Raw genomic sequence first — 23609 nt, 5'->3', positions numbered from 1 at the left:
GCCAAACCGAGCTGGCGGCATTTGTCCCGCCAGCTCGGGTCGCTAGCTGCGCGACACTCGGCTGTGCGGCAAGCCGGCCAGTCTGCGCCCCTCTTCGGTCTTGAGTGAAAAGTCCGTTCCCAGGAAACGGTCTGCCTCCGGCGTCGACAGCCACGCGATCGCTTGAGCCACCCAAAGCGGCGCGATGTGGACGTTGGCGTCCAGGCGACTGACGGGGTTGAGGCCCGAGCGTCGAATGGCCCCTTGCATATCCGTGGCCACGGTACCGGGACTGATTCCCAAAGCACGAATGCCCTTGGCACGCAGCTCCAGATCGAGGCACGCAGTCAGGGCGCACAAGCCCGCCTTGCTGGCACAGTAGTGGCTCCAACCCTCCAGCGGGGCAATTGCCGCGCCGGAGCTGACATTGACGATGGTGCCGCCGCCCGCCTCCAGCATCGCGGGCAGAACCGCATGCGTAACGGCAAATGCGCCCACCAGATTGGTTTGCACAACGCTTGCCCAGGCGGCCGGATCACTGTCTTCGACCCTTGCTATGGGCTCGATAGTCCCCGCATTGTTGATGAGAATATCTATCCCACCCAGTTCCGCCCTAACTGCGCCAATTGCGACCGGTACTGCCGACCAATCGGCGAGGTCGCAGAGCACCTCGACAACCCCCGCATTTCCCGACGGAGCGGCAGGCCGCCGGTTCACCATGGCAAGATGCGCGCCCTTCCGGGCGAACAGATCCACGATCGCGGCACCAATGCCACGATTGGCGCCGGTGATCACGACGCGTTTTCCCGCCAAGGCAAGTCGCATATCGGAGCTCATCGTGCGCCACCCCGGGGCTGGATGGCATTGTCCCGGTCGTAAGTAAGGCCAGCCAGCAAGGCTTCAAGATCGGGCCGGGCATAAGGGGCGTTGCCGATCTGGACCAGGTGCAGGCGACCCTCCGCATCCACCGCAAAGGCCGCCGGTTCGGCAAAGGGGCCGGCAGCGCCTGTATCGCCAGCCGGGGTCATGTGGACCCCAAGCTCTCGCATCTGGTCAACGGACAGCCCCGCGGCGACCGGTCCATTATAGCCCGTTTCGCTCAGCAGCGGCCGTGTGCGCTCCGCGCTGTCTGCCGATGCTAGCACCAGATTAAAACCGGCCGCGGCAAAGCGCGGGCGAAGGGCTTCGGCCGCGGTGAGGTATGCCTTGCACATCGGGCAATGGGCGCCGCGATAGATGACGAGGAGGTGCCAGTGACCAGCGCCGAAGGTCATGTCCTCCCCTGTCAGCAGGGTGAGGGATATTGGCGGAAAGGCACCGCCGGGCTCGATGGAAGGCATCGTCTTGTATACTCCAGATGTTCACAAGCGCTCTGGTAGCGCGTGCAGAAATCTGGAAAAATGGACGCGATACCCACTCACTCATTCCGAAGCTGCATCAATGAAGCTCAGTCTGCTCGAATTGCTGGTGAGTGCTGCAGATGCGGGCAGCTTTGCCGCTGCCGCCGACAGGCATCAAACTGACCCCTCAACGGTCTCGCGCCAGATTGCCGCGCTTGAAAGGCATCTGGGCGGACGGTTGTTCGAGCGCAATACGAGGCATCTGTCGCTGACTGAAACCGGTGCCAATGTGCTGGTGCATGCGCGCCATATCCTGACCGAAATGGAGGCGCTTCGGGACTGCGTGGGTGAAGCGGCCAACAAGGTGCGGGGTAAAGTTCGGCTCTCGGCATCGGTGGCCTATGGCGAAAGGCGGGTGGTGCCGCTATTGGGGCGAATGCAGGAAAGGCATCCCGAGCTCAAGCTCGAGCTTGTTCTCACCGAGACCCAGCAGGACCTGGTATCGGAAGGGATCGACCTGGCCCTCAGGCACGCCCCGCATGTGTCGGGTGATGTCGTGGCGGCCCGCTTGCATGGTACAAGCTATATCCTTTGTTGCTCGCCAGCATTTGCGGCGCGACATGGCACGCCGGAGACCCTTGGCGACCTCAAGGGGTTCGCCTGCCTTGCCTATGCCCTCCCAGGCATGGGCGAGCGGTGGTTCCGACTTGGCGAGGGGAGACCGGCGGTCCCTTTCATGGTCGAACCCGCAATGTCGATCAGTTCGCCCCTCGCGCTGCGGCGCGCCTGCCTCGACGGGGCCGGTATTGCGCTTCTGGCCGACTGGCTGGTCAATGACGGTATTCGGATGAACCAGCTCATTGCGCTGCTTCCTAATGACAGGCTTTCTCCTTCGATCGGGGAGAACGCTGCGTGGCTGGTCTATCCATCGCGGCCCTATCAGCCCCGGCGTGTCCGGGTGGTCATAGACTTTCTGAAGCAGGCGCTGGGGGCGGGCCCATAAGGAAAGGGCGCCGGAGCGATCCGGCGCCCATTTTCATTTGTGGTTCGCGTCAGTGGCCGCCATGCCCGGGCGCCCCACCCTCGGGCTTGCGGATGAAAAAAGCCGCAAGAATGGCAAAGAGCGAGATGATCGCCCCTACGAGGAAAGCGGCGCGAATACCGCCGGCCAGCGCTTCCACCTGGTCGACACCCTCGGACGTCAGGGCCGCGGTGCGAATGGTCATCAGCGCCACGAACAGGGCAATGCCTGCTGCACCTGCCAGTTGCTGGATCGAGCCGAGTACGGCCGAGGCGTGCGAGTAAAGCTCCGCACGCACCGAACCCATTGACGAGGTGAATACCGGGGTGAAGATCAGGGCGAGTCCAACGCTGAGCACTACATGGCCCGCCAGCAACGCCCAAGGCGCGGTGTCCTGCCCCACCGTGGTCAGCGCCCAGAGCACAGCGGAGACCAGAATGGCGCCCGGCACAGCCAGGACCTTCGGACCGACACGGTCGTAGAGACGGCCGACTACCGGGCCAAGCAGCCCCATGATCAGGCCGCCGGGCAATAGCAGAAGACCGGTTTCGAGCGTGTCGAGACCGACCACGTTCTGGGTGTAGATGGGCAGCAGGATGACCGTGCCGAACAGGGCCATCATGGCAACCAGCATCATCGAGACTGACACGGTATAGTTGCGCGACTGGAAGACACGTAGGTCCAGCAGCGCCTTGTCTTCGCGTTGCAGGCCGAATTGGCGCCAGGCGAATAGACCCATGGCGATCACGCCGACGGCGATCGGCAGCCAGAGTGGCACCGGACCGGGCTCCCCGGTGTGGGCAAAACTCTCACCAAAGCTCGACAAGCCGTAAACCAGCCCGCCAAAGGCAAAGGCCGACAGGATAACCGAGAGCACATCGAGCGGAGCATAGCGAGGGGCCGATACATTGCGGATGCGCAAGCCACCAAGCACCAGCGCCGCAATAGCGATAGGCAGGGTAAAGTAGAACATGAAGCGCCAGTCGAAATTGGCCAGAATGAAGCCACCAATGGTCGGACCGATGGCTGGAGCGACAGACATCACGATGGAAATATTGCCCATGGTCTTGCCACGTGACTCGGGTGGCACCAGGGTCATGACGGTGGTCATCAGCAAAGGCATCATGATGGCTGTGCCCACCGCCTGAATGACCCGCCCGACGATCAGCAATTCAAGGCCCGGCGCCAGCGCACAGGCCAGCGTGCCGGTCGAAAAGATCGACATGGCGAGCAGGAACATGGGCCGTGTGTTAATGCGCTGCAGCAGGAAACCGGTGACCGGGATGACGACGGCCATGGTCAGCAGGAACCCGGTGGTCAACCACTGGGCCGCGCTGGCGGTGACGCCGAGGTCCCCCATCAGGTGCGGAATGGCTACGCTCATAATGGTTTCGTTGAGAAACACCACAAAGGTCGAGACCAGCAGGATGGCTATGACCAGGCGGTTGCGGGCGGCATTGTCGGGATGGTGCGGCGCGATCCCGGCCGTCTCATCCAAAGTGGCTTGCAGTGTCATTTGTCGTAACCCTCATCACGAATAGTGTGTCGCCCATGCGACGGCGGAAGCCGCCAGCCTTCGACACGGGGAATGCAAAAAATGTGCGACAGCGCGTGTCAGCAGCGAAAATCGGAACGCGCCGAACCAACCCGATTTCAGGCATTGGAAGGGCGGATAATTGCGGGGCGCCACGTTGCCTCATCCAAGGCGCGCTTTCCTACGCCCACCTCGGTCTACGGTAAAGTCTCGTAATGCAAGGGCGTCATGCCGATATCCGTCGCAATGCCCCACACGGTCGCCGCTTTGTTCTTGTTCTGTTCCGAGCAACCTGATAGCGTTTTCCTGCGTTGGAGGAAAGACGATTCCCTCCCGCGTCGAGGCAGGAGACAGAACCATGGCCCTATATCAGGCGCCCTCTTTTGAAGCCCTTGAACGCCTGAGCCGCAGCCGTGACGCGGATCTTGCCCGGCGCGAGCTGGAGCAGCCGGACCGCGTGCGCGGCCGTGGCGCCCAGAGCAATCGCGCGGGCCGGTTTGAGAAGCATCAGCGCGACGGTTTCGATGATGGCTGGGGCAGCAGCGTGGAGCCGATGCCGACGTTCGAAACGGTCGAGCATATCGAGCGGGCCAAGACCATCATTACCAGCAATGACAGTCCCGATATCGGCTTTGAGCGCTCGATCAACGCCTATCGCGGTTGCGAGCATGGCTGCTCATACTGTTTCGCGCGGCCAACCCATGCCTATCTGGGACATTCGGCCGGGGTCGATTTCGAGCGCGACATCTACGTAAAGGCGAATGCCGTCGAGGCGCTGCGGGGCGAATTGTCGGCGAAGAATTATCGCCCTAAGCCCATTGCCATGGGCACCAATACCGACCCCTATCAGCCGGCCGAGCGCACCCACAAGCTAACGCGCGGCATTCTGGAAGTGATGCTGGAAACCAGGCACCCGGTGATGATCACCACCAAGTCGGCGCTGATCGTGCGGGACCTCGATATTCTTACCGAACTGGCCAAGCTGGGGCTGGTAAAGGTCGCCATTTCTGTCACCTCGATGGACCACAAGCTGAGCCGCAAGATGGAGCCGCGCGCCTCCTCGCCGGCGCGGCGGCTGGAAGCCATTCGCCTGCTTTCGGAAGCTGGTATTCCAACAGCCATCTTCGCTTCGCCCATGATCCCGGCGATCAACGACATGGAGCTTGAACGCATTCTCGACGCGGGCAAGGCTCAGGGCGCGATCAGCGCGCAGATGATCCTCTTGCGTCTGCCTGGCGAAGTGCGTGACGTGTTCCGCGAATGGCTGCTGCGGCATTTCCCTGACCGCGTGCGTCACGTGCTCTCTCTGGTACGCGATACGCGAGGCGGACGTGACAATGATCCGCGTTTCGGGAGCCGGATGACCGGCGAAGGCCCTTATGCCACCCTGCTGCGCCAGCGTTTCGAAAAGGCCCGCGAACGCTACGGTCTTGATGCCAAGCTGCGTCCGTTGCGCGCTGACCTGTTCGAGGCACCGAAAATAGAGAGTCCACAGATGAGCCTGTTCTGATCTGGCGGACTCAGTACTGCGCCACACGGCGGGCATAGTTGGCCATGAAATCGAGAGATGCCAGTACGCCGCGCAGCGACAGCCAGGTTTTGACCGGCTCATCCTGCCCCAACAGCGGCACGGACAGCGTCAATGCGTTGCGATCCTTCATTTTTTCGAGAATGTCCGCACTTCGGGGACCGGCGATGAAGAACTGATTGATCGTGTTGTGCCGGGTTTCGAGCCCCGCCGCCATGGTCATCTCGATTGGCGCTTCACCGCCAAAGTGCAGCAAAATCGGGCGGGCGGGATCATACTGGCCGTTCTCCGGTGACACCGTAATGGCGATATCGATCGCGCCGTCGAGCCGATTGCGGATCAGGGTCAGTTTATAGGCGGGCAGCCCCGCGCCGTTGAGTTCCTGGCTGCCGGTGCTAGCAAAGCAGGAATAGCCATAATAGTGGGCGGCGTCCTCGTCGATGACATCGGGGCAGGCGGCCAACCAATCGCGATTGTATTCGCGCCATTCGCCATAGGGATGGTGGAAGGGTTCGGCCGAAACGGCGCCGATCAGCAGCAAAAATGCCGCAACGCCTGTTGCTTTGCGCATCAAAGTCACTCTCGCCTTTGCCCCCCGGCCAGACTCTTGTATCAGCAGATGTGTGCTTGGCAAAAGTAACTAGCGCTCCTTGCCAAGTTCACGGAACTCAATACCGCCCAAAAAAATTGAAAGATCGAAGCCCAAGCATGGCACGGCGTCGCCCATCAGAGCCTACAACCGAAACACTCTTTGCGCCCGAGGCCGGTTTTCCCGATTTCAGCCATGAAGAAATGCTGCTGGCGCGCGGGGCACGATTTGTGGCCGGCGTAGACGAAGCCGGGCGCGGTCCCCTGGCCGGGCCGGTCGTCGTGGCGGCTGTGCGACTCGATCCGGACAATATTCCCGAAGGGCTCAACGATTCCAAAAAGCTCACCGCAGAGCGTCGCGATGCCCTCTTTGAAACCATTATGGCTTCGGCAGAAGTGGCCATCGTCTCTGCACCGCCTGGCGACATTTTCACCCGCAATATTCGCGGTGCGACCCTTGCGGCCATGGCGCGAGCGGTCGCAGCTCTGCCCTGCACAGTCGATCGCGCGCTAATCGATGGGCGCGACATACCGCCCGAACTCCCATGCCCTGGCATCGCTCTGATCGGCGGGGATGGGCGCAGCGTCTCGGTCGCGGCCGCCTCGATCATCGCCAAAGTCACGCGTGATCGCATGTGCGCCATCATGGATTGCGACGCGCCCCAGTTCGGCTTCTCTGGCCACAAGGGTTACGGCACGGCGGCACATCTGGCCGCGCTCAACCTGCACGGCCCCAGCCGACACCACCGCCACGACTTTGCCCCGGTGGCAGCGCTGCTGGTGCGTGAAACGGTGATTGAGATGGCGGATTAACTCCTCGCTAACCCCTTGCGAACGCTCCATTAACCTCGCTGCCCTATAACGGTCTTGTTAGTACTGCGTTAGGGTTAAGTGTATGTTGCGTACCGCGCGTACGGCCAAAAAGGCCGATGCGGAAAGGCAGGCCACACGCCTGCCGATCGACACTATCCTTGTGGGCGATTGCATCGACCACATGAATAGTTTGCCGGCCGGCTCCGTCGATCTGATTTTCGCAGATCCTCCATATAACCTGCAACTCGAGCAGGGTCTGACTCGCCCCGACCAATCCAAGGTCGATGCGGTCGATGACGATTGGGACAAGTTCGAAAGTTTCGCCCATTACGACCAGTTCACCCGCGCCTGGATGGCGGCCGCCAAAAGGCTGCTCAAGCCCGATGGCGCGATGTGGGTGATTGGCTCCTATCACAACATATTCCGCGTTGGCGCGGCGTTGCAGGATCTGGGCTTCTGGATGCTCAACGACGTGATCTGGCGCAAGGCCAATCCGATGCCCAATTTCCGCGGCACGCGCTTTACCAATGCGCATGAAACGCTGATTTGGGCCGCAAAAAGCCAGAAGAGCCGCGTTACCTTCAACTATGAGGCCATGAAGCTGGCCAATGACGATACGCAGATGCGGAGCGACTGGCTGTTCCCAATCTGCACCGGATCGGAGCGCCTCAAGGACGAGGACGACGGCAAGTTGCATCCGACGCAAAAGCCCGAAGCGCTGCTGTTCCGCATTCTCAACGCCACCACCAAGCCCGGCGATATCGTGCTCGACCCGTTCTTTGGCACCGGCACCACCGGCGCGGTCGCCCGCAAGCTGGGTCGTCACTTTATCGGCATCGAGCGAGAGCCCGATTATATCGCGGGCGCCCGCCAGCGCATCGCGACCATCCGGCCCGGCGTATTTGAGGCGCTGCAATCGGTGACGCCCAAGCGCAAGGAAACCCGCATTCCCTTCGGTTCGCTGGTCGAACAGGGCGTCCTCGAAGTGGGTACGCAACTTTTCGATGCCAAGCGACGTTACTGGGCCATGGTTCGTGCAGACGGCTCGCTCGTCTCGGGTCCACACCAGGGGTCGATCCACAGGGTCGGCGCGCTGGTCCAGGGGTCTGAGTCATGCAACGGGTGGACCTTCTGGCACCACGAACAATCCGGACGAATGGAGCCAATCGACACACTTCGCGCCGACATTCGTCAAAAACTTGATTTGCTTTCTGCCTGATCCTGACCTCCAATCTATCCTCAGGCTCTAAAACTGGCCGCCGGTTTGCCCCGGCGGCCTTTTTGTTGGCCGTTGCCTTCCGTGCGTCCGCGCTGTAGCCCGGAGCGATGAACATCACCGTCCGCCCGATAAACCTGGACGATGCAGGGGGATTCCACGCCGCACTCGACAGCGTCGCCCGTGAACGTCGGTATCTACGCCTGACCGAAGCGCCGCCGCTGGCACGCTCACTGCAATTTATCGCCAGCAATCTTGAGAGCGGCAATCCGCAATTCGTTGCTGCCGATGGGGAGGCAATCGTGGGTTGGTGCGATATTTGCCGTAGCAGCGAGCAAGATTCAGAGCACTGTGGCGGTCTCGGCATGGGGGTTGTTGCCGACCATCGCGGCATGGGAATCGGTACCAAGCTTGTGACTGCGACGCTCAACGCCGCACGCGGCCACTTCGAACGGGTGGAGCTGGATGTCTATGCCTCCAACACCCCGGCCATTGCGCTCTATGAAAAGGTCGGCTTCGCCCTTGAGGGCCGCCGCCGCCAGGCACTGCTGCGCGATGGCGTTTACGACGATATCGTGATGATGGGTCTACTGCTCAGCTGAACCCGGCTTCCGCCAGCACCTTGCGGAACAAAGTCGGCAGCGCCTCGCCCTTGAGGGCCTTTGTCGGCGCCCACCACCCGGCATCGAGACCATCGGGCGCCACCTGGGCCGACCACACTTCCAGCTCCAGCCGGAAATGGGTGAACACATGGACCACCTGTTCATGTCGGCGCCAATCGCCTTCAGCTGGGAAGTTCGGTTCTCCCAAATCATCGCTCCAGTCCGAGGTCGGCACCTCGGTCATGCCAGCGAGCAGGCCCTTGGGCGGGCGGGATTGCAGGTAAACATCGCCAGCCGCGTCGCGCATCACAAAGGCATGGCCCTTGCGAACCGGGCGCTCTGTCTTGACGGGCTTGATCGGATAGCGCGTCGGCTCGCCCTGTCGCCGGGCTTCGCAGTCATTGTGCAAGGGGCAGACCAGACACATGGCGGCGCGCGGGGCGCAGATGGTGGCGCCCAGATCCATCATGGCCTGTGCAAAATCCCCGGCCCGCTCGGGCACGGCCAGTTGCAGGGCGCCGCGCAATGCCTCCTTGGCATCGCGCACCGGCACTTCGAGCGCATAGTAGCGCGCCAGCACCCGATCGAGATTGCCGTCGAGCACGGCAACGCGTTCATCAAAGCAGATCGCGGCGATGGCGGCGCTGGTATAGGGGCCGATGCCGGGCAGGCTCTGCAGGCCGGCGGCGCTATCGGGGAAGGCGCCGCCATGCTCAGCCACGACCGCTTTCGCACAAGCATGCAGATTGCGCGCCCTGGCGTAATAGCCAAGTCCCGCCCACTCGCGCAGCACGCTTTCGAGCGGGGTGGCGGCCAGATCCAGCACCGTCGGCCAGAGCGTGGTGAAGCGCACAAAATAGGCCTTCACCGCCGCCACCGTGGTCTGCTGCAACATCACTTCGCTCAACCACACCCGGTAGGGGTCGGGCCGCACACCCTGGCGCCGATCCGATGGCGCGACCCGCCAGGGCAGTTCGCGGGCATGGCTATCATACCAGGCGAGCACGGATGTAGAATCGATGGGATGGGGGTTGGCGAGGGGCATGGTCGAGGGATAGCGTTTTGCCTCGCATAGCGCTACTGCACAGGGATGGCAAAAGACGAACTGCCCGAACCCAAACGCCGCAACAAGACGCTGTCGGTTTCCGACGCGCTTTCGGGCGCGCTCGATCCGGTGCTGAAAAAACGTGGCTTTGCCGGGCGCGACATCATCGCCCAGTGGCGCCACATTGCCCCCCCGCCCTTCGACCAGACCACCCTTCCGGACAAACTAAGTTGGCCGCGCAGCAATCATGGAGCCGAGGGCGCCACGCTCTATTTGCGTTGCGCGCCGGGGCAGGCGCTGTTTGCCCAGCACGAAGCGCCGGCTATCGCTGCCGCAGTTAATCGCTATTTCGGTTATGTACTGGTCAATGATGTCAGATTGTCGGCCGCGCCATTCACCCCCGGTTCAGGCCTAAAGGCGCAAAAGCCGTATCAACCGAGCCAGAGCGAACTCGCAAAGGTCGGCAAGGCGACCGAGATGGTCGAAGATGACGATCTGCGGGAAGCGTTAAGGACCCTGGGTCTGGCGCTCTCGCGCAGGTCGCCCATGAAGAACCAGTAAGACTGTTCACCCCCAAGTGATGAGCGTGCCCACTTGCCGACACCATCCCTGTGTGTAGTGTCGCCCAACGAAAAATATTCAGGAGCCTGAGACGTGAAATTCAACCGCCGCGAAACAATCATCCTGGCCGCTGCCGCTTCCGCGGTGAGCTTTGCGGGCATCTCGGCATCCCACGCTGCGGAGGGCGACATCGTCGATCAGGCGGCTTTGATGGCGCCGGCAGGCGGCCTCACGGACAAGGTCGAAGGCAATCCTGATGCGCCGGTCACAGTCATCGAGTACGCATCGCCCACCTGCCCGCATTGTGCTTCCTTTCACAATACGACCTACGAGCCCTTCAAAGAGCAGTATATCGACACCGGCAAGGTCAAGTTCATCCTGCGGCCATTCGCCCGCAATGCACTGGACGCCGCCATATTCCTGCTCGCCGAGGCAGCTGGCGAAGACAACTATCACAACGTGATCGCCACCTATTTCAAGACCCTGAACGAATGGGGCATGTCCGACAAGCCGCGCGACGCCATCTACACGGTGGCCCAGCAGCTCGGTTTTACAGAGGAAAGCTTCTCGGCCGCCTTGACGAATCAAGAGGTGTTCGCCGGGATCGAAGCCCAGCGCGAGCAGGCACTGGATGAGTTCGGGCTGACGGGGACACCAACCTTCTATGTCAATGGCAAGACGCTTTCGGGAGGCAAGACGCTCGAGCAGCTCGCTGCCGAGATCGACCCGCTTGTGCCCGCCGATTTCGTTGCGCCCGCTGCTGCAGAGTCGGCAGACGACGCGATGGCGCCTGCCAACTAATACCGCCTTGAGGCGGGTGAACGCATGAAGTTCTCCCGCCTCAAGCTGCATGGCTTCAAATCCTTTTCCGATGAAACCGTGCTTGTCATGGAGCCTGGCCTGACCGGCATTGTCGGGCCTAATGGCTGCGGTAAGTCCAATCTGGTCGAGGCCATGCGCTGGGTGATGGGCGAAAGCTCATACAAGGCGATGCGCGCGTCAGGCATGGACGATGTCATCTTTTCGGGCTCCGGCAATCGTCCCGCGCGCAACAGCGCCGAAGTCACCCTCGTTCTCGACAATTCCGACCGCACAGCGCCTGCCGTTCTCAACACTGCCGACGTGCTTGAAGTCACGCGCCGCATCGAGCGCGAGTCCGGGTCGGTCTATCGCGTCAACGGCAAGGAAGTGCGGGCCCGCGACGTGCAATTGCTGTTTGCCGACGCCTCCACCGGCGCCCATTCCCCCGCTATGGTGCGACAGGGGCAGATTGGCGAGCTGATTGCGGCAAAACCCACAGCCCGCCGCGCCCTGCTCGAAGAGGCCGCCGGCATTTCGGGCCTGCACTCCCGCCGCCACGAAGCCGAATTGCGGCTGCGCGCCGCCGAAGGCAATCTCGAACGGGTCGATGACGTTATCGCCCAGGTGGAAAGCCAGCTTGAAACCCTCAAGCGCCAGGCCCGGCTGGCCAATCGCTATCGTGGCCTCTCGGGCGACATTCGCCGTGCCGAAGCGAGCTTGTTTCACATTCGCTGGGTGGCCACACGCGCTGCAGAAAAGGAAAACGAAGCCAACCAGGCCGTGCTGATCCGGCAATTGGCGGATGCGACCCATGCCGAACTCGACGCACAAAAATCCGTTGAAACGGCGGAGGCCGCGCTGACGCCACTGCGCGAGCGTGAAGCGGTCACCGGGGCCGTCTTGCAGCGCTACACCATTCTGCGCGAACAATTGGCCGAGGAAGCGCGCCGCATGGGCCAGCGCCGGGCCGAGCTCGAAGACCGGCTGCGGCAGATCACGGCAGACGGCACCCGCGAACGCGAACTGGTCGGTGAGGCTGAGGCTACTCTGGCCGCTTATGCGCAGGAGCAGACGCAACTCAGCGCTGAACAGCAGGCTGCGCAGGCCGAATTCGACTCAGCGCGCGCGGAAGCCGAGGCGGCAAAAGCTGCCGTTGCTGAAGCAGACGTCAGCTCTCGGGAGGCTGCCGAGGCTTTGGCGCAAATGCGCGCCAGCCGCGTCCAGGCCGAACGCAATCTGAGCGATGCCCGCAATCGCCGCGCCCGGCTGGCACAACAACTGGCCGAAGTCGAAGCCGACCAGGCCAGGGTCATTGCCGCCCTCGAGGCTGATGAAACGCTTGCAGCTCGTCGCTCGGCGCTGGAATCAGCACAGTCGGCCGCCGCGACGGCAGAGACCGCGGCGCTCGCTGCCGAGGAGGCTTCCGGCGCTGCTCAGGGCAAGCTCGACGCGGCCCGGCCGCGGCTGTCCGAACTCGACGCGCTGGTCACCCGACTTGAGACGGAGGCCTCAACGCTGGGCAAGATGCTCAATACCGATGCGAGCCTTTGGCCCGCCGTTGTTGATGAACTTTCGGTCGAGCCGGGCTATGAGACCGCGCTGGGCGCCGCACTGGGCGACGATCTTGAAGCCTCGTCGGATGCCGGGGCGCCGGTGCACTGGTCCATCGCCATTGATGGCAATGATGACCCGGCCTTGCCGCAGGGTGCCGAACCGCTGTCGCGCCATGTTGCCGGCACCGAATTGCTCAAGCGTCGGCTTGACCAGATCGGCCTCGTCGATGCGGTCGATGGTCCGGCGTTGATGAAGGCGCTCAAGCCAGGCCAGCGACTGGTGACGCTGGAGGGCGCACTGTGGCGCTGGGACGGTTTCGTTGCAGCCGCCGACGCCCCGAGCGCCGCCGCCCAGCGGCTGGCCCAACGCAATCGCCTCGCCGAACTCGACGAGGAAATCATGCGCGCCAAGGGCGAGCGCAATAGCTGGCGCCGGGATGTTGATGCCCTGGTGGCCGCGCTCGACACGGCTCGCCAGAATGAACGCGGCCGCCGCGAAGACTGGCGCAAGGCCCAGCATGCCATCGGCGCCGCCCAGGCAGAACTCGACAAGGCGCAACGCGCGATGGGCGACCTCGCCACACGCCGCTCGACCCTCGAAGAGGCGCAGGCCCGGCTTGCCGCCAGCGTCACCGAGGCTGAAACCATGCTGGCGGAGGCCGAGACCTCTCTGGCCGAAGCTGGCGACGAAGCTGAAATGGCCGCCGCCGCAGCAGCTGGCCAGCAAAAGCTCTCAGCCTTGCGCGAGGCGGCCGATCAAGCTCGACTTAAGCTCAGCACGGTGGAATCGGCGGCGCGCATGCGAACGGCACGGCTTGACCAGCTCAAGCGGGACAGCGTTGCCTGGCAGCGCCGCCGCGATGGCGCGCAAGCGCAATTGGCCACGCTCGACGAGCGTTTGGCCGAGACACGGGCCCAGCTCACGAATCTCGCCGAAGCGCCGGAGGGCTTCGAAAGCCGCAAGGCCCAACTGGATGACCAGATCGAAACCGCGCAGGTCGATCACAAGGCCGCCGGCGACCGCCTAAGCGCGGCCCAACTCACCTGGCGTGACGCTGAAAAGACGCTCAAGGGCGCAGGTGACAGGCTCAACGCGGTTCGCATCGAGCTGACCCGCATCGAGGAGCGGCTGAAAGGCGCCATTGCTCAGCGCCAGCAGATCGAACGCCAGGTCGAGGAATCGCTGGGCATTCCAGCGTCGAAAACACTGGAAGCCTCAGGCATACGGCCCGAGGAGGCGCTGCCTAATGAGCAAGCGACCGAGCAGAAGCTCGACCGGCTAAAGTCTGAGCGCGAGCGACTGGGCGGGGTCAATCTGTCGGCCGAAAAGGAAGCCGTGGAGGTCCAGGACAAGTTGGACACCATGGTGCGCGACCGAGACGACATCATCGAGGCCATCGCCAAGCTGCGTGGCGGCATTGCCGCGCTCAACCGCGAAGGTCGGGCGCGCCTCAACGATGCTTTTGGCAAGGTCAATGCGCATTTCCAGGAGCTGTTCACCACCCTTTTCGGCGGCGGCACGGCCGAACTGAGTTTTGTGGAAAGCGATGATCCGCTTGAAGCGGGTCTGGAGATCATCGCCCGCCCGCCGGGCAAGAAGCCGCAGACCATGACGCTGCTTTCGGGCGGCGAACAGGCGCTGACCGCAATGAGCCTGATCTTTGCGGTGTTCCTGACCAATCCAGCGCCGATTTGCGTGCTCGACGAAGTCGACGCGCCGCTCGACGACGCCAATGTCGAGCGCTTCTGCAATTTGCTCGATTCGATGCGCCAGCGCACCAATACCCGCTTCATGGTCATCACCCACAATCCGATCACCATGAGCCGGGTGGACCGCCTGTTCGGCGTGACCATGGCCGAACGCGGCGTATCGCAACTCGTGTCGGTCGATCTGACGACGGCAGAGAGCTTCCGGGAAGCCAGCTGATGTGCCAATGGGCCGTACTTCGCGCCGCCTGGTGGATGCGATCGGGCGCAGATTCTCCTCACCCTGCCCTGACTCTGCCATCATCGCGGCGTGGACAGCATGCCGCACCCCCGCCTCACACCAAATCTTCTTGTTAAAACAATTACTTACCCAAGCCTCGCGCGCCTTGACACCAATTGGGGCCACCACTATGTTGCGCGCGACTTAAAAGGGCGTCCGGATTTTCCGGAGAATGACCGGCCAAGGGAGCAGCGGATGACCAGTTCGCCAGACGACCAGGGCCGATCAGACAGCGCCCAGGGGGTGACGCACGATCTTGCATCGCGTATCGCCTCTGCCAAGCGGGAGCGCGACCGGGAGGACAATAGATCCGCTCGAGATGCTTCCCCGGAGATGAGCGGTATGGCGCGCGGCATGCGCATCGGCACCGAATTCATCGCCGCGGTTCTGGTGGGCGCCGGTCTCGGCTACCTCATCGACCTTGGCCTGGGAACCAGCCCCTGGGGCTTGCTCATCCTGCTGTTGATGGGCTTTGCCGCTGGAATCCTGAACGTCATCCGAGTGGTGGCGGAAATGAATGCCGTCTCGCCTGCCCCCAAGGGTGCCGATCTTGGCCCCGAGGCGGAAGACGAAGAGCGGATTGAGAATTGATGACGCTTAGAGGGCTCCATGGCCGGTACTGACCCGATCCACCAGTTTGTCATCTATGACATCTTCGAGTTGTTCACCGTTGGTGGTGACGGCACTGAAGGGTCGGGAACGACGTTTGCCTTCACCAATTCAGCCCTGTTCATGGTGCTGACGGTAGCCACAATCGCCTTGTTCCTTTTGCTGACCACCTCCGGCAAGAAGCTCGTTCCAACACGGGCCCAGCTCACTGCCGAGCTCTTATACGAGTTTGTGGCGGGCATGGTCCGAAGCTCCGCCGGCACCGCCGGCATGAAGTTCTTCCCGCTGGTCTTCAGCCTGTTCACCTTCATTTTTGCGGCGAACATGTTCGGCATGGTGCCGTATTTCTTCACCGTCACCAGCCACATCATCATCACCTTTGCTCTGTCGATGCTGGTGTTTCTCACCGTCATCATCTACGGCTTCGTCAAGAACGGTCCGAAGTTCCTCAAGCTCTTCGTGCCGGCCGGTGTGCCGGGCTATATTCTCCCCATTGTGACGCCGATCGAGGTCATTTCGTTCCTCTCGCGTCCCATCAGCCTCTCGGTTCGTCTGTTCGGCAATATTCTTGCCGGCCACATCACCCTCAAAGTCTTTACCGGCTTTGCGGTCATGATGATTGCGGGCCTTGGCGCTTTCGGCTGGGCCGCCGCTATCCTGCCCATGCTGATGGCAATCGCCCTTACGGGCCTCGAGTTTCTCGTCGGTGCAGTCCAGGCCTATGTCTTCGCGGTCCTGACCTGCATGTATCTCAACGACGCGATCCACCCGTCCCACTAACCACCCATTCCCGGTGGATGACCCACCGGAACCCAAAAGTCGCTTGAAAGGACATTAAAATGGAAGCTGAAGCCGCAAAGTTCATCGGTGCCGGTATTGCCACCTTCGGTATGGCTGGTGCCGCCCTGGGCGTGGCCAACATCTTCGGCAACTTCCTCTCGGGTGCTCTGCGCAACCCGTCGGCTGCTCCGAGCCAGTTCGGTAACCTGATCTTCGGCTTCGCCGTGACCGAAGCTCTGGGCATCTTTTCGTTCCTGGTTGCCCTGATCCTGCTGTTCGTCGCCTAATAGCGCGACTACACCAAGATTGCCGCAGCCGGACACATTCGTTCGGCTGCGTTCCCTTCTCCGGCCTCCCGGCCGGTTGACCGGATTTAACGGGACCTCCACCAGATGGTAACGCAAGCCTACGCTCAAGAAGCGGAAACCCCAGCAGACGACCACGGCGCAGAAGCCGCGGGCGCCGCTGATGCCGTGCATGTCGAGGACGGCGTTCACGCCGATCCGACCGCAGACACGCATGCCACAACCGAAGCGCACGGCGATGCCGGCCATTCGGACGTATTCCCGCCTTTCGACCCGGCCACTTTCCCCAGCCAGCTTCTCTGGCTCGCCATTACCTTTGGCGCGCTCTATCTGCTGATGAGCAAGCTGGCCCTGCCCCGCATTGGCGGCATTCTGGACAACCGCAAGACGCTGATCGACACCGATCTGGCGGCTGCCGATGCGGACCGCCAGAAGACCGATGCTGCTATCGCCGCCTATGAAAAGGCCCTGGCGGAAGCCAAGGCCAAGGCTCAGGGCATTGCCAACGAAACGCGCGAAGCCATTCAGGCTGATCTGAGCACCAAGCGTGCTGCCGCCGAGGCTGATCTTTCCGCCAAGGTCAGTGCCGCCGAAGCCAGCATCGCCAAGACCAAGGCCGAGGCGCTCACCCATGTCGACGAGATTGCTGCTGAAACGGCTCAGGCCGTGGTTGGCCAGATCGTCGGCGATGTTCCAGCCGACAGCGTTCGCGCTGCCGTGGCCAAGGTTAAGGGGTAAGTCTGATGCCAGAATGGTTGGATAACAGCTTCTTTGCCATGGTCGGCCTGGTGGTTTTCCTCGGGCTGATGGTGTTCTTCGGCGTGCCGGGGATCATCGCCAAGATGCTCGATGGGAAGATCAAGCAGATCGAAACCGACATCGCCGAAGCCAAGCGCTTGCGCGAGGAAGCCGCTGCCCTGCTCGTTGAATATGAGCAGAAGCGCGTCGCGGCCGAAAAGGAAGCCGAAGGCATTGTTGCCGCTGCCAAGGAAGAGGCCGAGCGCCTGACCGTGGAAGCCCAGGCATCGCTGGCGGATCTGGTTGCCCGTCGCACTGCTGCGGTGGAAGACAAGATCGCCCAGGCCGAAGCCCAGGCGATTGCCGAAGTGCGGGCCCGCTCCGCAGACATCGCCATCGAAGCTGCCCGCAGCGTTCTCTCCGACGAGATGAACAAGAATGGCGGCAAGGTCGTCGACGCGGCCATCGCCGATGTCGGCAGCCGGCTCAATTAGGACCAATCCGGTCTGACAGATTTAAAGGCGGGCAGCGATGCCCGCTTTTTTTGTTTGATGTGACCGACGGCAGCCAGTCCCTCCCAACTCCCCCTTGCGCGAGATGGAAGAAGTGGTGATTGACGCCCCGGTGAATCTCCACCATGGTGCCGACAACTGCGGGAGAGACCGGCATCGCCGGCGCCGAAGGAGCAACCGCCCCGGAAACTCTCAGGCCAACGGACCGCAGTTGGGTCAACACTCTGGAAAGCAGGCTTAATCGCCTCTCCGAAGGAGCAACCGGCGCTCAGCCGGGAAATCTCTCAGGGCAAGGACAGAGGGGGCACGTATTTCCGCTTTGCAGCGGAGCCTTGACGTGTCGCCTTTGAACCCGAGTGGTGCCCATGGCTGAAGCCAGTTCCGAAGATATTTTGCGTACTCCGCTCTACGAGCGTCATGTGGCTGCCGGTGGCCGGATCGTGCCGTTCGGCGGTTATGCCCTGCCAGTGCAGTATCCCACCGGCATCATGGCCGAGCACAAATGGACCCGCGAACAGGCCGGTCTGTTCGATGTCAGCCATATGGGCCCGAGCTTTTTCACCCTCAAGGATCGCAGCGGCGATGCCCAGACCGATCATACCGCCGTCGCCGCGCTGATCGAACCGCTGATTTGCGGTGACATTGCCGGCCTCAAACCGGGTCAGGTTCGCTACACTTTATTGCTGAACGAAAACGGCGGCGCCCTTGACGACCTCATGGTGGCCCGTTCGCCCAGCTTCCCCGGCGCCCTCTACATCGTGGTCAATGCCGGTACCAAGGAAGCCGACTTTGCACTTCTGGCGAAAGCTGCGGGAGAGAAGGCGGATCTTCAGCGCGTCGATGGCAATGCACTGCTGGCGCTCCAGGGGCCCGAAGCCGTCGGCGTGCTCGCTGCCCTGGTGCCAGGCGTCGTCGAACTTGGTTTCATGCAGTTTGGTGCATTCCAATGGAACGACGAGGAACTCATCATTTCACGCTCCGGCTATACCGGTGAAGATGGCTTCGAAATCCTCTGCTCATCCGGAAACGCGCCCCGTCTATGGGACGAATTGCTGGCTGATCCACGCGTGAAGCCGATCGGTCTGGGTGCCCGCGACAGCCTGCGCCTGGAAGCTGGTTTGCCACTCTATGGCCATGACCTGGACGAAACCGTCTCCCCGATCGAAGCCGGTCTGGGTTTTGCCGTGTCCAAGCGTCGCCGCGAGTCCGCGGACTTTCCCGGCGCGCCCCGCATACTCGCCGAGCGCGATGGCCAGCTCACTCGCAAGCGGGTTGGACTGTTCGTTCAGGGCGCCCCAGCCCGTGAAGGCGCTGAAATTCTCGACGCTTCGGGCACGGCCATTGGCGTGGTAACCAGCGGCGGTTTCGCCCCATCGCTCGGCAAGGCGATTGCCCTTGGTTTTGTTCCCCCCGGCCACACTGCCATTGGCACGCAACTCCAGGTCTCGGTGCGCGGCCGCGCGCAGGCGGCCGAAGTCGTGCCCACGCCCTTCGTTCCCCATCGTTATTTCCGCAAGTCAGTCTGAGGCACCTGCCATGACCACCAAATTCACCCCCGATCACGAATATATCCGCGTTGAAGCCACCACCGGCACTGTCGGCATCACCAATTACGCCCAGGAGCAATTGGGCGACATCGTCTTTGTTGAGCTCCCCGAAGTGGGCAAAGTGCTCAAGAAGGGGGACGAAGCCGCAGTCGTGGAATCAGTAAAGGCCGCTTCAGAGATCTATGCCCCGGTCTCGGGCACCATCACCGCGGTCAATGACGCGCTCAATGGCGAGCCGGGGCTGGTCAATGCTGACCCGGAAGCTGGCGGTTGGATGTTCAAGATCGAGATCAGCGATGTCGGCGAACTCGACAAACTGCTCGATGCCGACGGCTATGCCGAACTGACCCTCTAACAATACCGGACGTCCATGCGCTACCTCCCCCACTCCGCCCATGAGCGCGCCGAGATGCTCGGCATTATCGGCGCCGCCGATATTGAGGCGCTGTTTTCCGCCGTGCCGAAAACGGCACTTAAATCGTTCAAGCTAGACCTGCCCGACCACAGCCCTGAATTCGTGGTCGAGGCGCATATGCGCGCGCTCGCCAACAAGAACCAGGCAGGCGGCGACGGCCCGTTCTTTGTCGGCGCCGGCGCCTATCGTCATCATGTGCCGGCCACTGTCGACCATCTGATCCAGCGCTCTGAATGGCTGACGGCCTACACGCCCTATCAGCCCGAGATCTCGCAGGGCACGCTGCAGATGCTGTTCGAATTCCAGACGCAGGTGGCCAAGATCACCGGAATGGATGTGGCGAACGCCTCACTCTACGACGGCTCGACCGGCACTGCCGAGGCGGTTCTGATGGCCCGCCGCCTGACCCGTCGCAGCAAGATTGTCCTTTCAGGGGGTCTGCATCCGCATTACCGGGACGTGGTCAAATCCTATCTCAAGGACGATGCGGACCTCGTCTGCCTCTCACCCTCCCCGGAGGGCCAGGGCGACATTCTCGAGCATATCGACGACACCACCGCCGCCATCGTCGTCCAAACTCCGGATTTCTACGGCCATTTGCGTGACCTCAAGAGCGCAACGGAGGCAGCCCACGCCCAGGGCGCGCTGCTGATCGTGGTGGTCACCGAGGTGGTTTCACTGGGCCTGCTTGAAGCGCCGGGCGCCTTGGGTGCGGACATTGTGGTGGCCGAAGGCCAGTCCATTGGCAATGCGCTCAATTTCGGTGGCCCCTATCTGGGCCTCATGGCCACGCGTAAGGAATTCATCCGCCAGATGCCGGGCCGGATCTGCGGCGAAACGGTCGATGCCGACGGCAATCGCGGCTTCGTGCTTACTCTGTCGACCCGGGAGCAGCATATTCGCCGCGAAAAGGCGACGAGCAATATCTGCACCAATTCGGGCCTGTGCGCCTTGGCGTTCTCGATCCATATGGGTCTTCTGGGTGAAGCTGGCTTTGTGCGTCTTGCCCGGCTCAACCATGCCACTGCGATCCGCCTGGCCGATGCCCTTGAGGGCGTCCCCGGCGTCACCGTGCTCAACGAAACTTTCTTTAACGAGATGACCATTCGTGTTCCCCAGCCTGCTGCTGGTCTGGTCGAGCGCCTCGCCCAACGCGGCATCCTGGCCGGTGTTCCCGCAAGCCGCCTGTTGCCCGAAGATCCGGAGGTAGACAACCTCCTGATACTAGCAGCAACCGAGTTGACCACCGATGCGGATATCGCCGCGCTTTGCGCAGCGTTGACGGAGGAACTGGCGTGAGCATGAACAATCAGGGCCGTCCAACCGGCATCGGCACCGCGGGCACGGGCGCTTCAGGATCGGCATTGCTGCCGGACGAACCGCTACTGTTCGAAATCGGGGATACCGAACACTCCGGCGTCGACCTGCCCGAGGTAAAGCTCGCCACGGATCGACTCGGCGGTTTTGGCCGAAACACCAAGCTAGACCTGGCCGGGCTAACCGAGCCGGAAGCGATGCGCCATTATGTGCGCCTGTCGCGCCTAAATCACTCGATCGACAGCGGCATGTATCCGCTGGGCTCGTGCACCATGAAGCACAATCCGCGGCTCAACGAGAAGATGGCGCGTCTCCCCGGCTTCGCCGATATTCACCCGCTGCAGCCGGCCTCGACTGTGCAGGGGGCACTGGAGCTGATGAACCAGCTTTCGCACTGGCTGATGACGCTGACCAACACCGCCGCAGTGGCCCTTTCGCCCAAGGCCGGCGCGCATGGCGAACTGCTCGGCATGATGGCGATCAAGGCGGCGCAGGAGGCCAAGAACGAAGCGCATCGCAGGATAGTCCTCGTCCCGGAAAGCGCCCATGGCACCAATCCGGCCACCGCCGCCTTCCTCGGCTATAGCGTCAAGCCGATCCCGGCCCGCGATGACGGCACGGTTGATGTGCAGGCGGTCAAGGATGCCCTTTCCCCCGACGTCGCGGCGATCATGCTGACCAACCCCAATACCTGCGGCCTTTTCGAGCCGCAGGTGATCGAGATTGCCCAGGCCGTGCATGATGCTGGGGCGTTCTTCTACTGCGACGGCGCCAACTTTAACGCCATCATGGGCGTGGTACGGCCGGGCGACTTGGGCATCGATGCAATGCACATCAACCTGCACAAGACCTTCTCCACCCCGCATGGCGGCGGTGGGCCGGGTGCGGGCCCGGTGGTGTTGTCCGAAGCGCTGGCGCCTTTTGCACCTGTCCCTTTCGTCCGCAAGGGCGAAAAGGGACTGGAGCTGGTCGAGCATATCGAGGGCGAGGCTCTGGGCCGTATCACGGCCTTCCACGGCCAGATGGGCATGTATGTCCGCGCGCTCACCTATATGCTCAGCCACGGCGCCGACGGCCTCGCCCAGGCCGCAGAGGATGCCGTCCTCAACGCCAATTACGTCAAGGCGCGGCTTGAGCATGTGTTCTCGGTGCCCTTCCCCGACTATCCCACCATGCATGAGGCGCTGTTCGACGACAGCTTCCTCAAGGGTACGGATGTCTCCACGCTCGATTTCGCCAAGGCGCTGATCGATGAGGGTTTCCACCCCATGACCATGTATTTCCCGCTGGTCGTGCATGGCGCCATGCTAATCGAGCCCACCGAAAGCGAAAGCAAGCAGACGCTGGATCGCTTCTGCGACGTGATGGCGGAGCTGGCCACGGATGCAAAATCCGGCAATGCCGAGCGGTTCATCGCTGCGCCGATGAAAGCACCGCGCCGGCGGCTGGATGAAACCCGCGCCGCCCGCCAGCCCATTCTCAAATGGGAGCGCCCGGAGGATCTGCCGCAGGCCGCGGAGTGAAAGAAAGGCCCGGAGCACGCTCCGGGCCTATTCATTCTTGGGGGAGACTGCCTGCCATTCGCGTACAGCGCCTCTTCGCCTCAGCTCTCTCCACCGAAAAGTTCTGCCTTCAGGGACGGCTCTCAGCCCCTGGTGTCGAAACCGACCCAGATGGTGATGGATTCACCACCCAGGTAGGGAATGGTGACATTCTCGACCACCTTGACGAATTCGGCGGTCTGGCTTGGGGGTGTCAGCGGCACGCTCAGCGTGTACTTTTCCGAGAAGATCGCCTGTCCATCACGCTCGACGGCGAACCGGATCGGCGCGTTGACCGTTGACTGGGATCCCGCAGGTCCCAGCAGCACGCGCCCGGTGACGCCCATATTGACGGTAATCTGACCGTTCGACACCACGCAATTGCGCGAGGTCTCGTCGATGACGCCCTGATATTGCAGGGCTTTGGCGTCACCCACGCGGCCGCCGCCATAATAATACATGGCCTCGCCACCACGCCGCACCTTGATGGGCGGGCATTCCGTCGCGATGACCGGCAGTGCGCTGGTCTGGGCCTGAGCGACAGCCTCAGGGGTCGCAGCAGCGTTTTGCAGATTGGTGTTCGAGGCGGTGCCGCCGCCGAACATGGAGCCCATGGAGCAGCCGGCCAACAGCACGGCAAGCCCGCCAAGGGCGGAAAAACGCAGGGTGGACGTCAGGGTCATGGTCATTGTCTTGCTTGGCTCCTGGCGACTATGCAACGGCTTCGAGAGCCATGAGAATAGCGGGTGCACCGCTGGCCGTCACGCCGGGCGCGTCTTCCACGAAGACAGCATCGACCATACCGTCGCGAGCGATCAGTGCGGCGCGGGCAAAACGCGTCCCCATGCCGGAGCCGCTCATATCCTTTTCAAGGCCGAGAGCCTTGGCGAGGGCGCCATTGCCGTCGGCGAGAAAGATAATGTCATCGAGCGCCTGGGTCGCTTCGGCCCATGCCTTGACCACATGGTGGTCATTGGTGGCGGCGCAAATGATGCGGTCGACACCGGCGGCGCGCAACTTGGCGGCATTGGTCACAAAGCCGGGCAGATGGTTGACGTGACAGGTCGGAGTGAAGGCGCCTGGCACGGTAAACAGCACAGCTGTCCCCTGTCCCAGCACCGCGTCACTGGTGGTGTCTTGCACACCGTCCGCCGTCACAAGCTTGGTCCCAACGGACGGGACCGGATTGCCGCGTTCGATCATCAGTGGATTTGCCCCATAACTGGCGGCCGGGCCGCCCTACTCCATTACGCTTGCACCTGCGATATGCGGCATTG

At 62.4% G+C, this 23609-nt stretch carries 24 protein-coding genes and 1 riboswitch; of the genes, 17 read left to right on the top strand and 7 right to left on the bottom strand.

Going from position 1 to position 23609, the window contains the following annotated elements:
* Positions 1-42: 42 nt before the first annotated feature.
* Positions 43-774: an SDR family NAD(P)-dependent oxidoreductase gene (locus GGR20_RS14450; RefSeq protein WP_253560246.1), complete on the bottom strand. Its 732-nt coding sequence runs from the start codon at positions 772-774 to the stop codon at positions 43-45.
* Positions 775-812: 38 nt separating this feature from the next.
* Positions 813-1319 carry a redoxin family protein gene (locus GGR20_RS14445; protein ID WP_183312080.1) on the bottom strand — a complete coding sequence of 169 codons (507 nt, stop codon included), beginning with the start codon at positions 1317-1319 and terminating at the stop codon, positions 813-815.
* Positions 1320-1419: 100 nt separating this feature from the next.
* Here GGR20_RS14445 and GGR20_RS14440 point away from each other — a divergent pair, with 100 nt between their 5' ends.
* Entirely contained in the window at positions 1420-2322 is a 903-nt protein-coding gene (locus tag GGR20_RS14440; RefSeq protein ID WP_183312079.1) for a LysR family transcriptional regulator, read from the top strand.
* Positions 2323-2371: 49 nt separating this feature from the next.
* On the opposite strand, the gene GGR20_RS14435 is transcribed toward GGR20_RS14440, so the two are convergent.
* Positions 2372-3856 carry an MDR family MFS transporter gene (locus tag GGR20_RS14435; RefSeq protein WP_183312078.1) on the bottom strand — a complete coding sequence of 495 codons (1485 nt, stop codon included), beginning with the start codon at positions 3854-3856 and terminating at the stop codon, positions 2372-2374.
* Positions 3857-4232: 376 nt separating this feature from the next.
* On the opposite strand from GGR20_RS14435, the gene GGR20_RS14430 reads away from it, so the two are divergent.
* A complete protein-coding gene (locus GGR20_RS14430; protein ID WP_183312077.1) occupies positions 4233-5384 on the top strand; it encodes a PA0069 family radical SAM protein in 1152 nt (383 codons plus the stop codon).
* 10 nt (positions 5385-5394) lie between these two features.
* Here GGR20_RS14430 and GGR20_RS14425 read toward each other — a convergent pair whose 3' ends face one another.
* Complete coding sequence (locus tag GGR20_RS14425) at positions 5395-5973, bottom strand: hypothetical protein (protein WP_183312076.1); 579 nt, start codon at positions 5971-5973, stop codon at positions 5395-5397.
* A 137-nt stretch (positions 5974-6110) separates the two neighbouring features.
* Between GGR20_RS14425 and GGR20_RS14420 the strand changes: the two genes are divergently transcribed.
* The 3 genes from GGR20_RS14420 (at position 6111) to GGR20_RS14410 (ending at position 8621) form a co-directional block, all read left to right on the top strand.
* Positions 6111-6803, top strand: coding sequence for a ribonuclease HII (locus GGR20_RS14420; protein ID WP_183312075.1), 693 nt, complete (start codon positions 6111-6113; stop codon positions 6801-6803).
* A gap of 82 nt (positions 6804-6885) precedes the next feature.
* Positions 6886-8022 carry a site-specific DNA-methyltransferase gene (locus GGR20_RS14415; protein WP_183312074.1) on the top strand — a complete coding sequence of 379 codons (1137 nt, stop codon included), beginning with the start codon at positions 6886-6888 and terminating at the stop codon, positions 8020-8022.
* A gap of 107 nt (positions 8023-8129) precedes the next feature.
* On the top strand, positions 8130-8621 hold the full coding sequence (locus tag GGR20_RS14410; protein ID WP_183312073.1) for a GNAT family N-acetyltransferase: 492 nt from the start codon (positions 8130-8132) through the stop codon (positions 8619-8621).
* Here GGR20_RS14410 and GGR20_RS14405 read toward each other — a convergent pair.
* A complete protein-coding gene (locus tag GGR20_RS14405) occupies positions 8614-9666 on the bottom strand; it encodes an A/G-specific adenine glycosylase (RefSeq protein WP_183312072.1) in 1053 nt (350 codons plus the stop codon). The genes GGR20_RS14410 and GGR20_RS14405 overlap by 8 nt on opposite strands.
* 45 nt (positions 9667-9711) lie before the next feature.
* Here GGR20_RS14405 and GGR20_RS14400 point away from each other — a divergent pair, with 45 nt between their 5' ends.
* From GGR20_RS14400 to gcvPB, 12 genes are all read left to right on the top strand, one after another.
* Positions 9712-10227: a DUF721 domain-containing protein gene (locus GGR20_RS14400; RefSeq protein WP_183312071.1), complete on the top strand. Its 516-nt coding sequence runs from the start codon at positions 9712-9714 to the stop codon at positions 10225-10227.
* Between the two features lie 93 nt (positions 10228-10320).
* Entirely contained in the window at positions 10321-11028 is a 708-nt protein-coding gene (locus GGR20_RS14395) for a thioredoxin domain-containing protein (protein WP_183312070.1), read from the top strand.
* Positions 11029-11052: 24 nt separating this feature from the next.
* Entirely contained in the window at positions 11053-14508 is a 3456-nt protein-coding gene (locus tag GGR20_RS14390; RefSeq protein WP_183312069.1) for an AAA family ATPase, read from the top strand.
* A 255-nt stretch (positions 14509-14763) separates the two neighbouring features.
* Positions 14764-15159, top strand: coding sequence for an AtpZ/AtpI family protein (locus GGR20_RS14385; RefSeq protein WP_183312068.1), 396 nt, complete (start codon positions 14764-14766; stop codon positions 15157-15159).
* An 18-nt stretch (positions 15160-15177) separates the two neighbouring features.
* Positions 15178-15957: a F0F1 ATP synthase subunit A gene (locus GGR20_RS14380; protein ID WP_104891797.1), complete on the top strand. Its 780-nt coding sequence runs from the start codon at positions 15178-15180 to the stop codon at positions 15955-15957.
* 59 nt (positions 15958-16016) lie between these two features.
* A complete protein-coding gene (locus GGR20_RS14375) occupies positions 16017-16244 on the top strand; it encodes a F0F1 ATP synthase subunit C (protein ID WP_067459640.1) in 228 nt (75 codons plus the stop codon).
* Between the two features lie 105 nt (positions 16245-16349).
* Positions 16350-17000, top strand: a complete 651-nt coding sequence (locus tag GGR20_RS14370; RefSeq protein ID WP_183312067.1) for a F0F1 ATP synthase subunit B family protein — start codon at positions 16350-16352, stop codon at positions 16998-17000.
* A 5-nt stretch (positions 17001-17005) separates the two neighbouring features.
* Positions 17006-17494 (top strand): F0F1 ATP synthase subunit B family protein, encoded by a 489-nt coding sequence (locus tag GGR20_RS14365; RefSeq protein WP_183312066.1) that lies wholly within the window; start codon positions 17006-17008, stop codon positions 17492-17494.
* Positions 17495-17643: 149 nt separating this feature from the next.
* Positions 17644-17730: riboswitch (glycine riboswitch) on the top strand.
* Positions 17731-17877: 147 nt separating this feature from the next.
* The gene (gene gcvT / locus GGR20_RS14360) at positions 17878-19038 is read left to right on the top strand and encodes a glycine cleavage system aminomethyltransferase GcvT (RefSeq protein ID WP_183312065.1); all 1161 of its coding nucleotides are present in this window, start codon (positions 17878-17880) and stop codon (positions 19036-19038) included.
* Positions 19039-19048: 10 nt separating this feature from the next.
* On the top strand, positions 19049-19414 hold the full coding sequence (gcvH, locus tag GGR20_RS14355; RefSeq protein WP_183312064.1) for a glycine cleavage system protein GcvH: 366 nt from the start codon (positions 19049-19051) through the stop codon (positions 19412-19414).
* Positions 19415-19429: 15 nt separating this feature from the next.
* Positions 19430-20773 carry an aminomethyl-transferring glycine dehydrogenase subunit GcvPA gene (gcvPA, locus tag GGR20_RS14350; protein ID WP_183312063.1) on the top strand — a complete coding sequence of 448 codons (1344 nt, stop codon included), beginning with the start codon at positions 19430-19432 and terminating at the stop codon, positions 20771-20773.
* Between the two features lie 2 nt (positions 20774-20775).
* A complete protein-coding gene (gene gcvPB, locus GGR20_RS14345) occupies positions 20776-22314 on the top strand; it encodes an aminomethyl-transferring glycine dehydrogenase subunit GcvPB (protein ID WP_183312150.1) in 1539 nt (512 codons plus the stop codon).
* A 122-nt stretch (positions 22315-22436) separates the two neighbouring features.
* Here gcvPB and GGR20_RS14340 read toward each other — a convergent pair whose 3' ends face one another.
* Together GGR20_RS14340 and GGR20_RS14335 are read right to left on the bottom strand one after the other, a co-directional pair.
* The gene (locus tag GGR20_RS14340; RefSeq protein ID WP_183312062.1) at positions 22437-23015 is read right to left on the bottom strand and encodes a hypothetical protein; all 579 of its coding nucleotides are present in this window, start codon (positions 23013-23015) and stop codon (positions 22437-22439) included.
* Positions 23016-23043: 28 nt separating this feature from the next.
* On the bottom strand, positions 23044-23535 hold the full coding sequence (locus GGR20_RS14335; RefSeq protein WP_183312061.1) for a peroxiredoxin family protein: 492 nt from the start codon (positions 23533-23535) through the stop codon (positions 23044-23046).
* Positions 23536-23609 lie beyond the last annotated feature (74 nt).

It is taken from the genome of Devosia subaequoris (assembly GCF_014197055.1).
Taxonomy (GTDB): Bacteria; Pseudomonadota; Alphaproteobacteria; order Rhizobiales; family Devosiaceae; genus Devosia; species Devosia subaequoris.
Note: the sequence above shows the minus strand (reverse complement) of the source record. Positions and strands in the feature narration are given on the sequence as shown.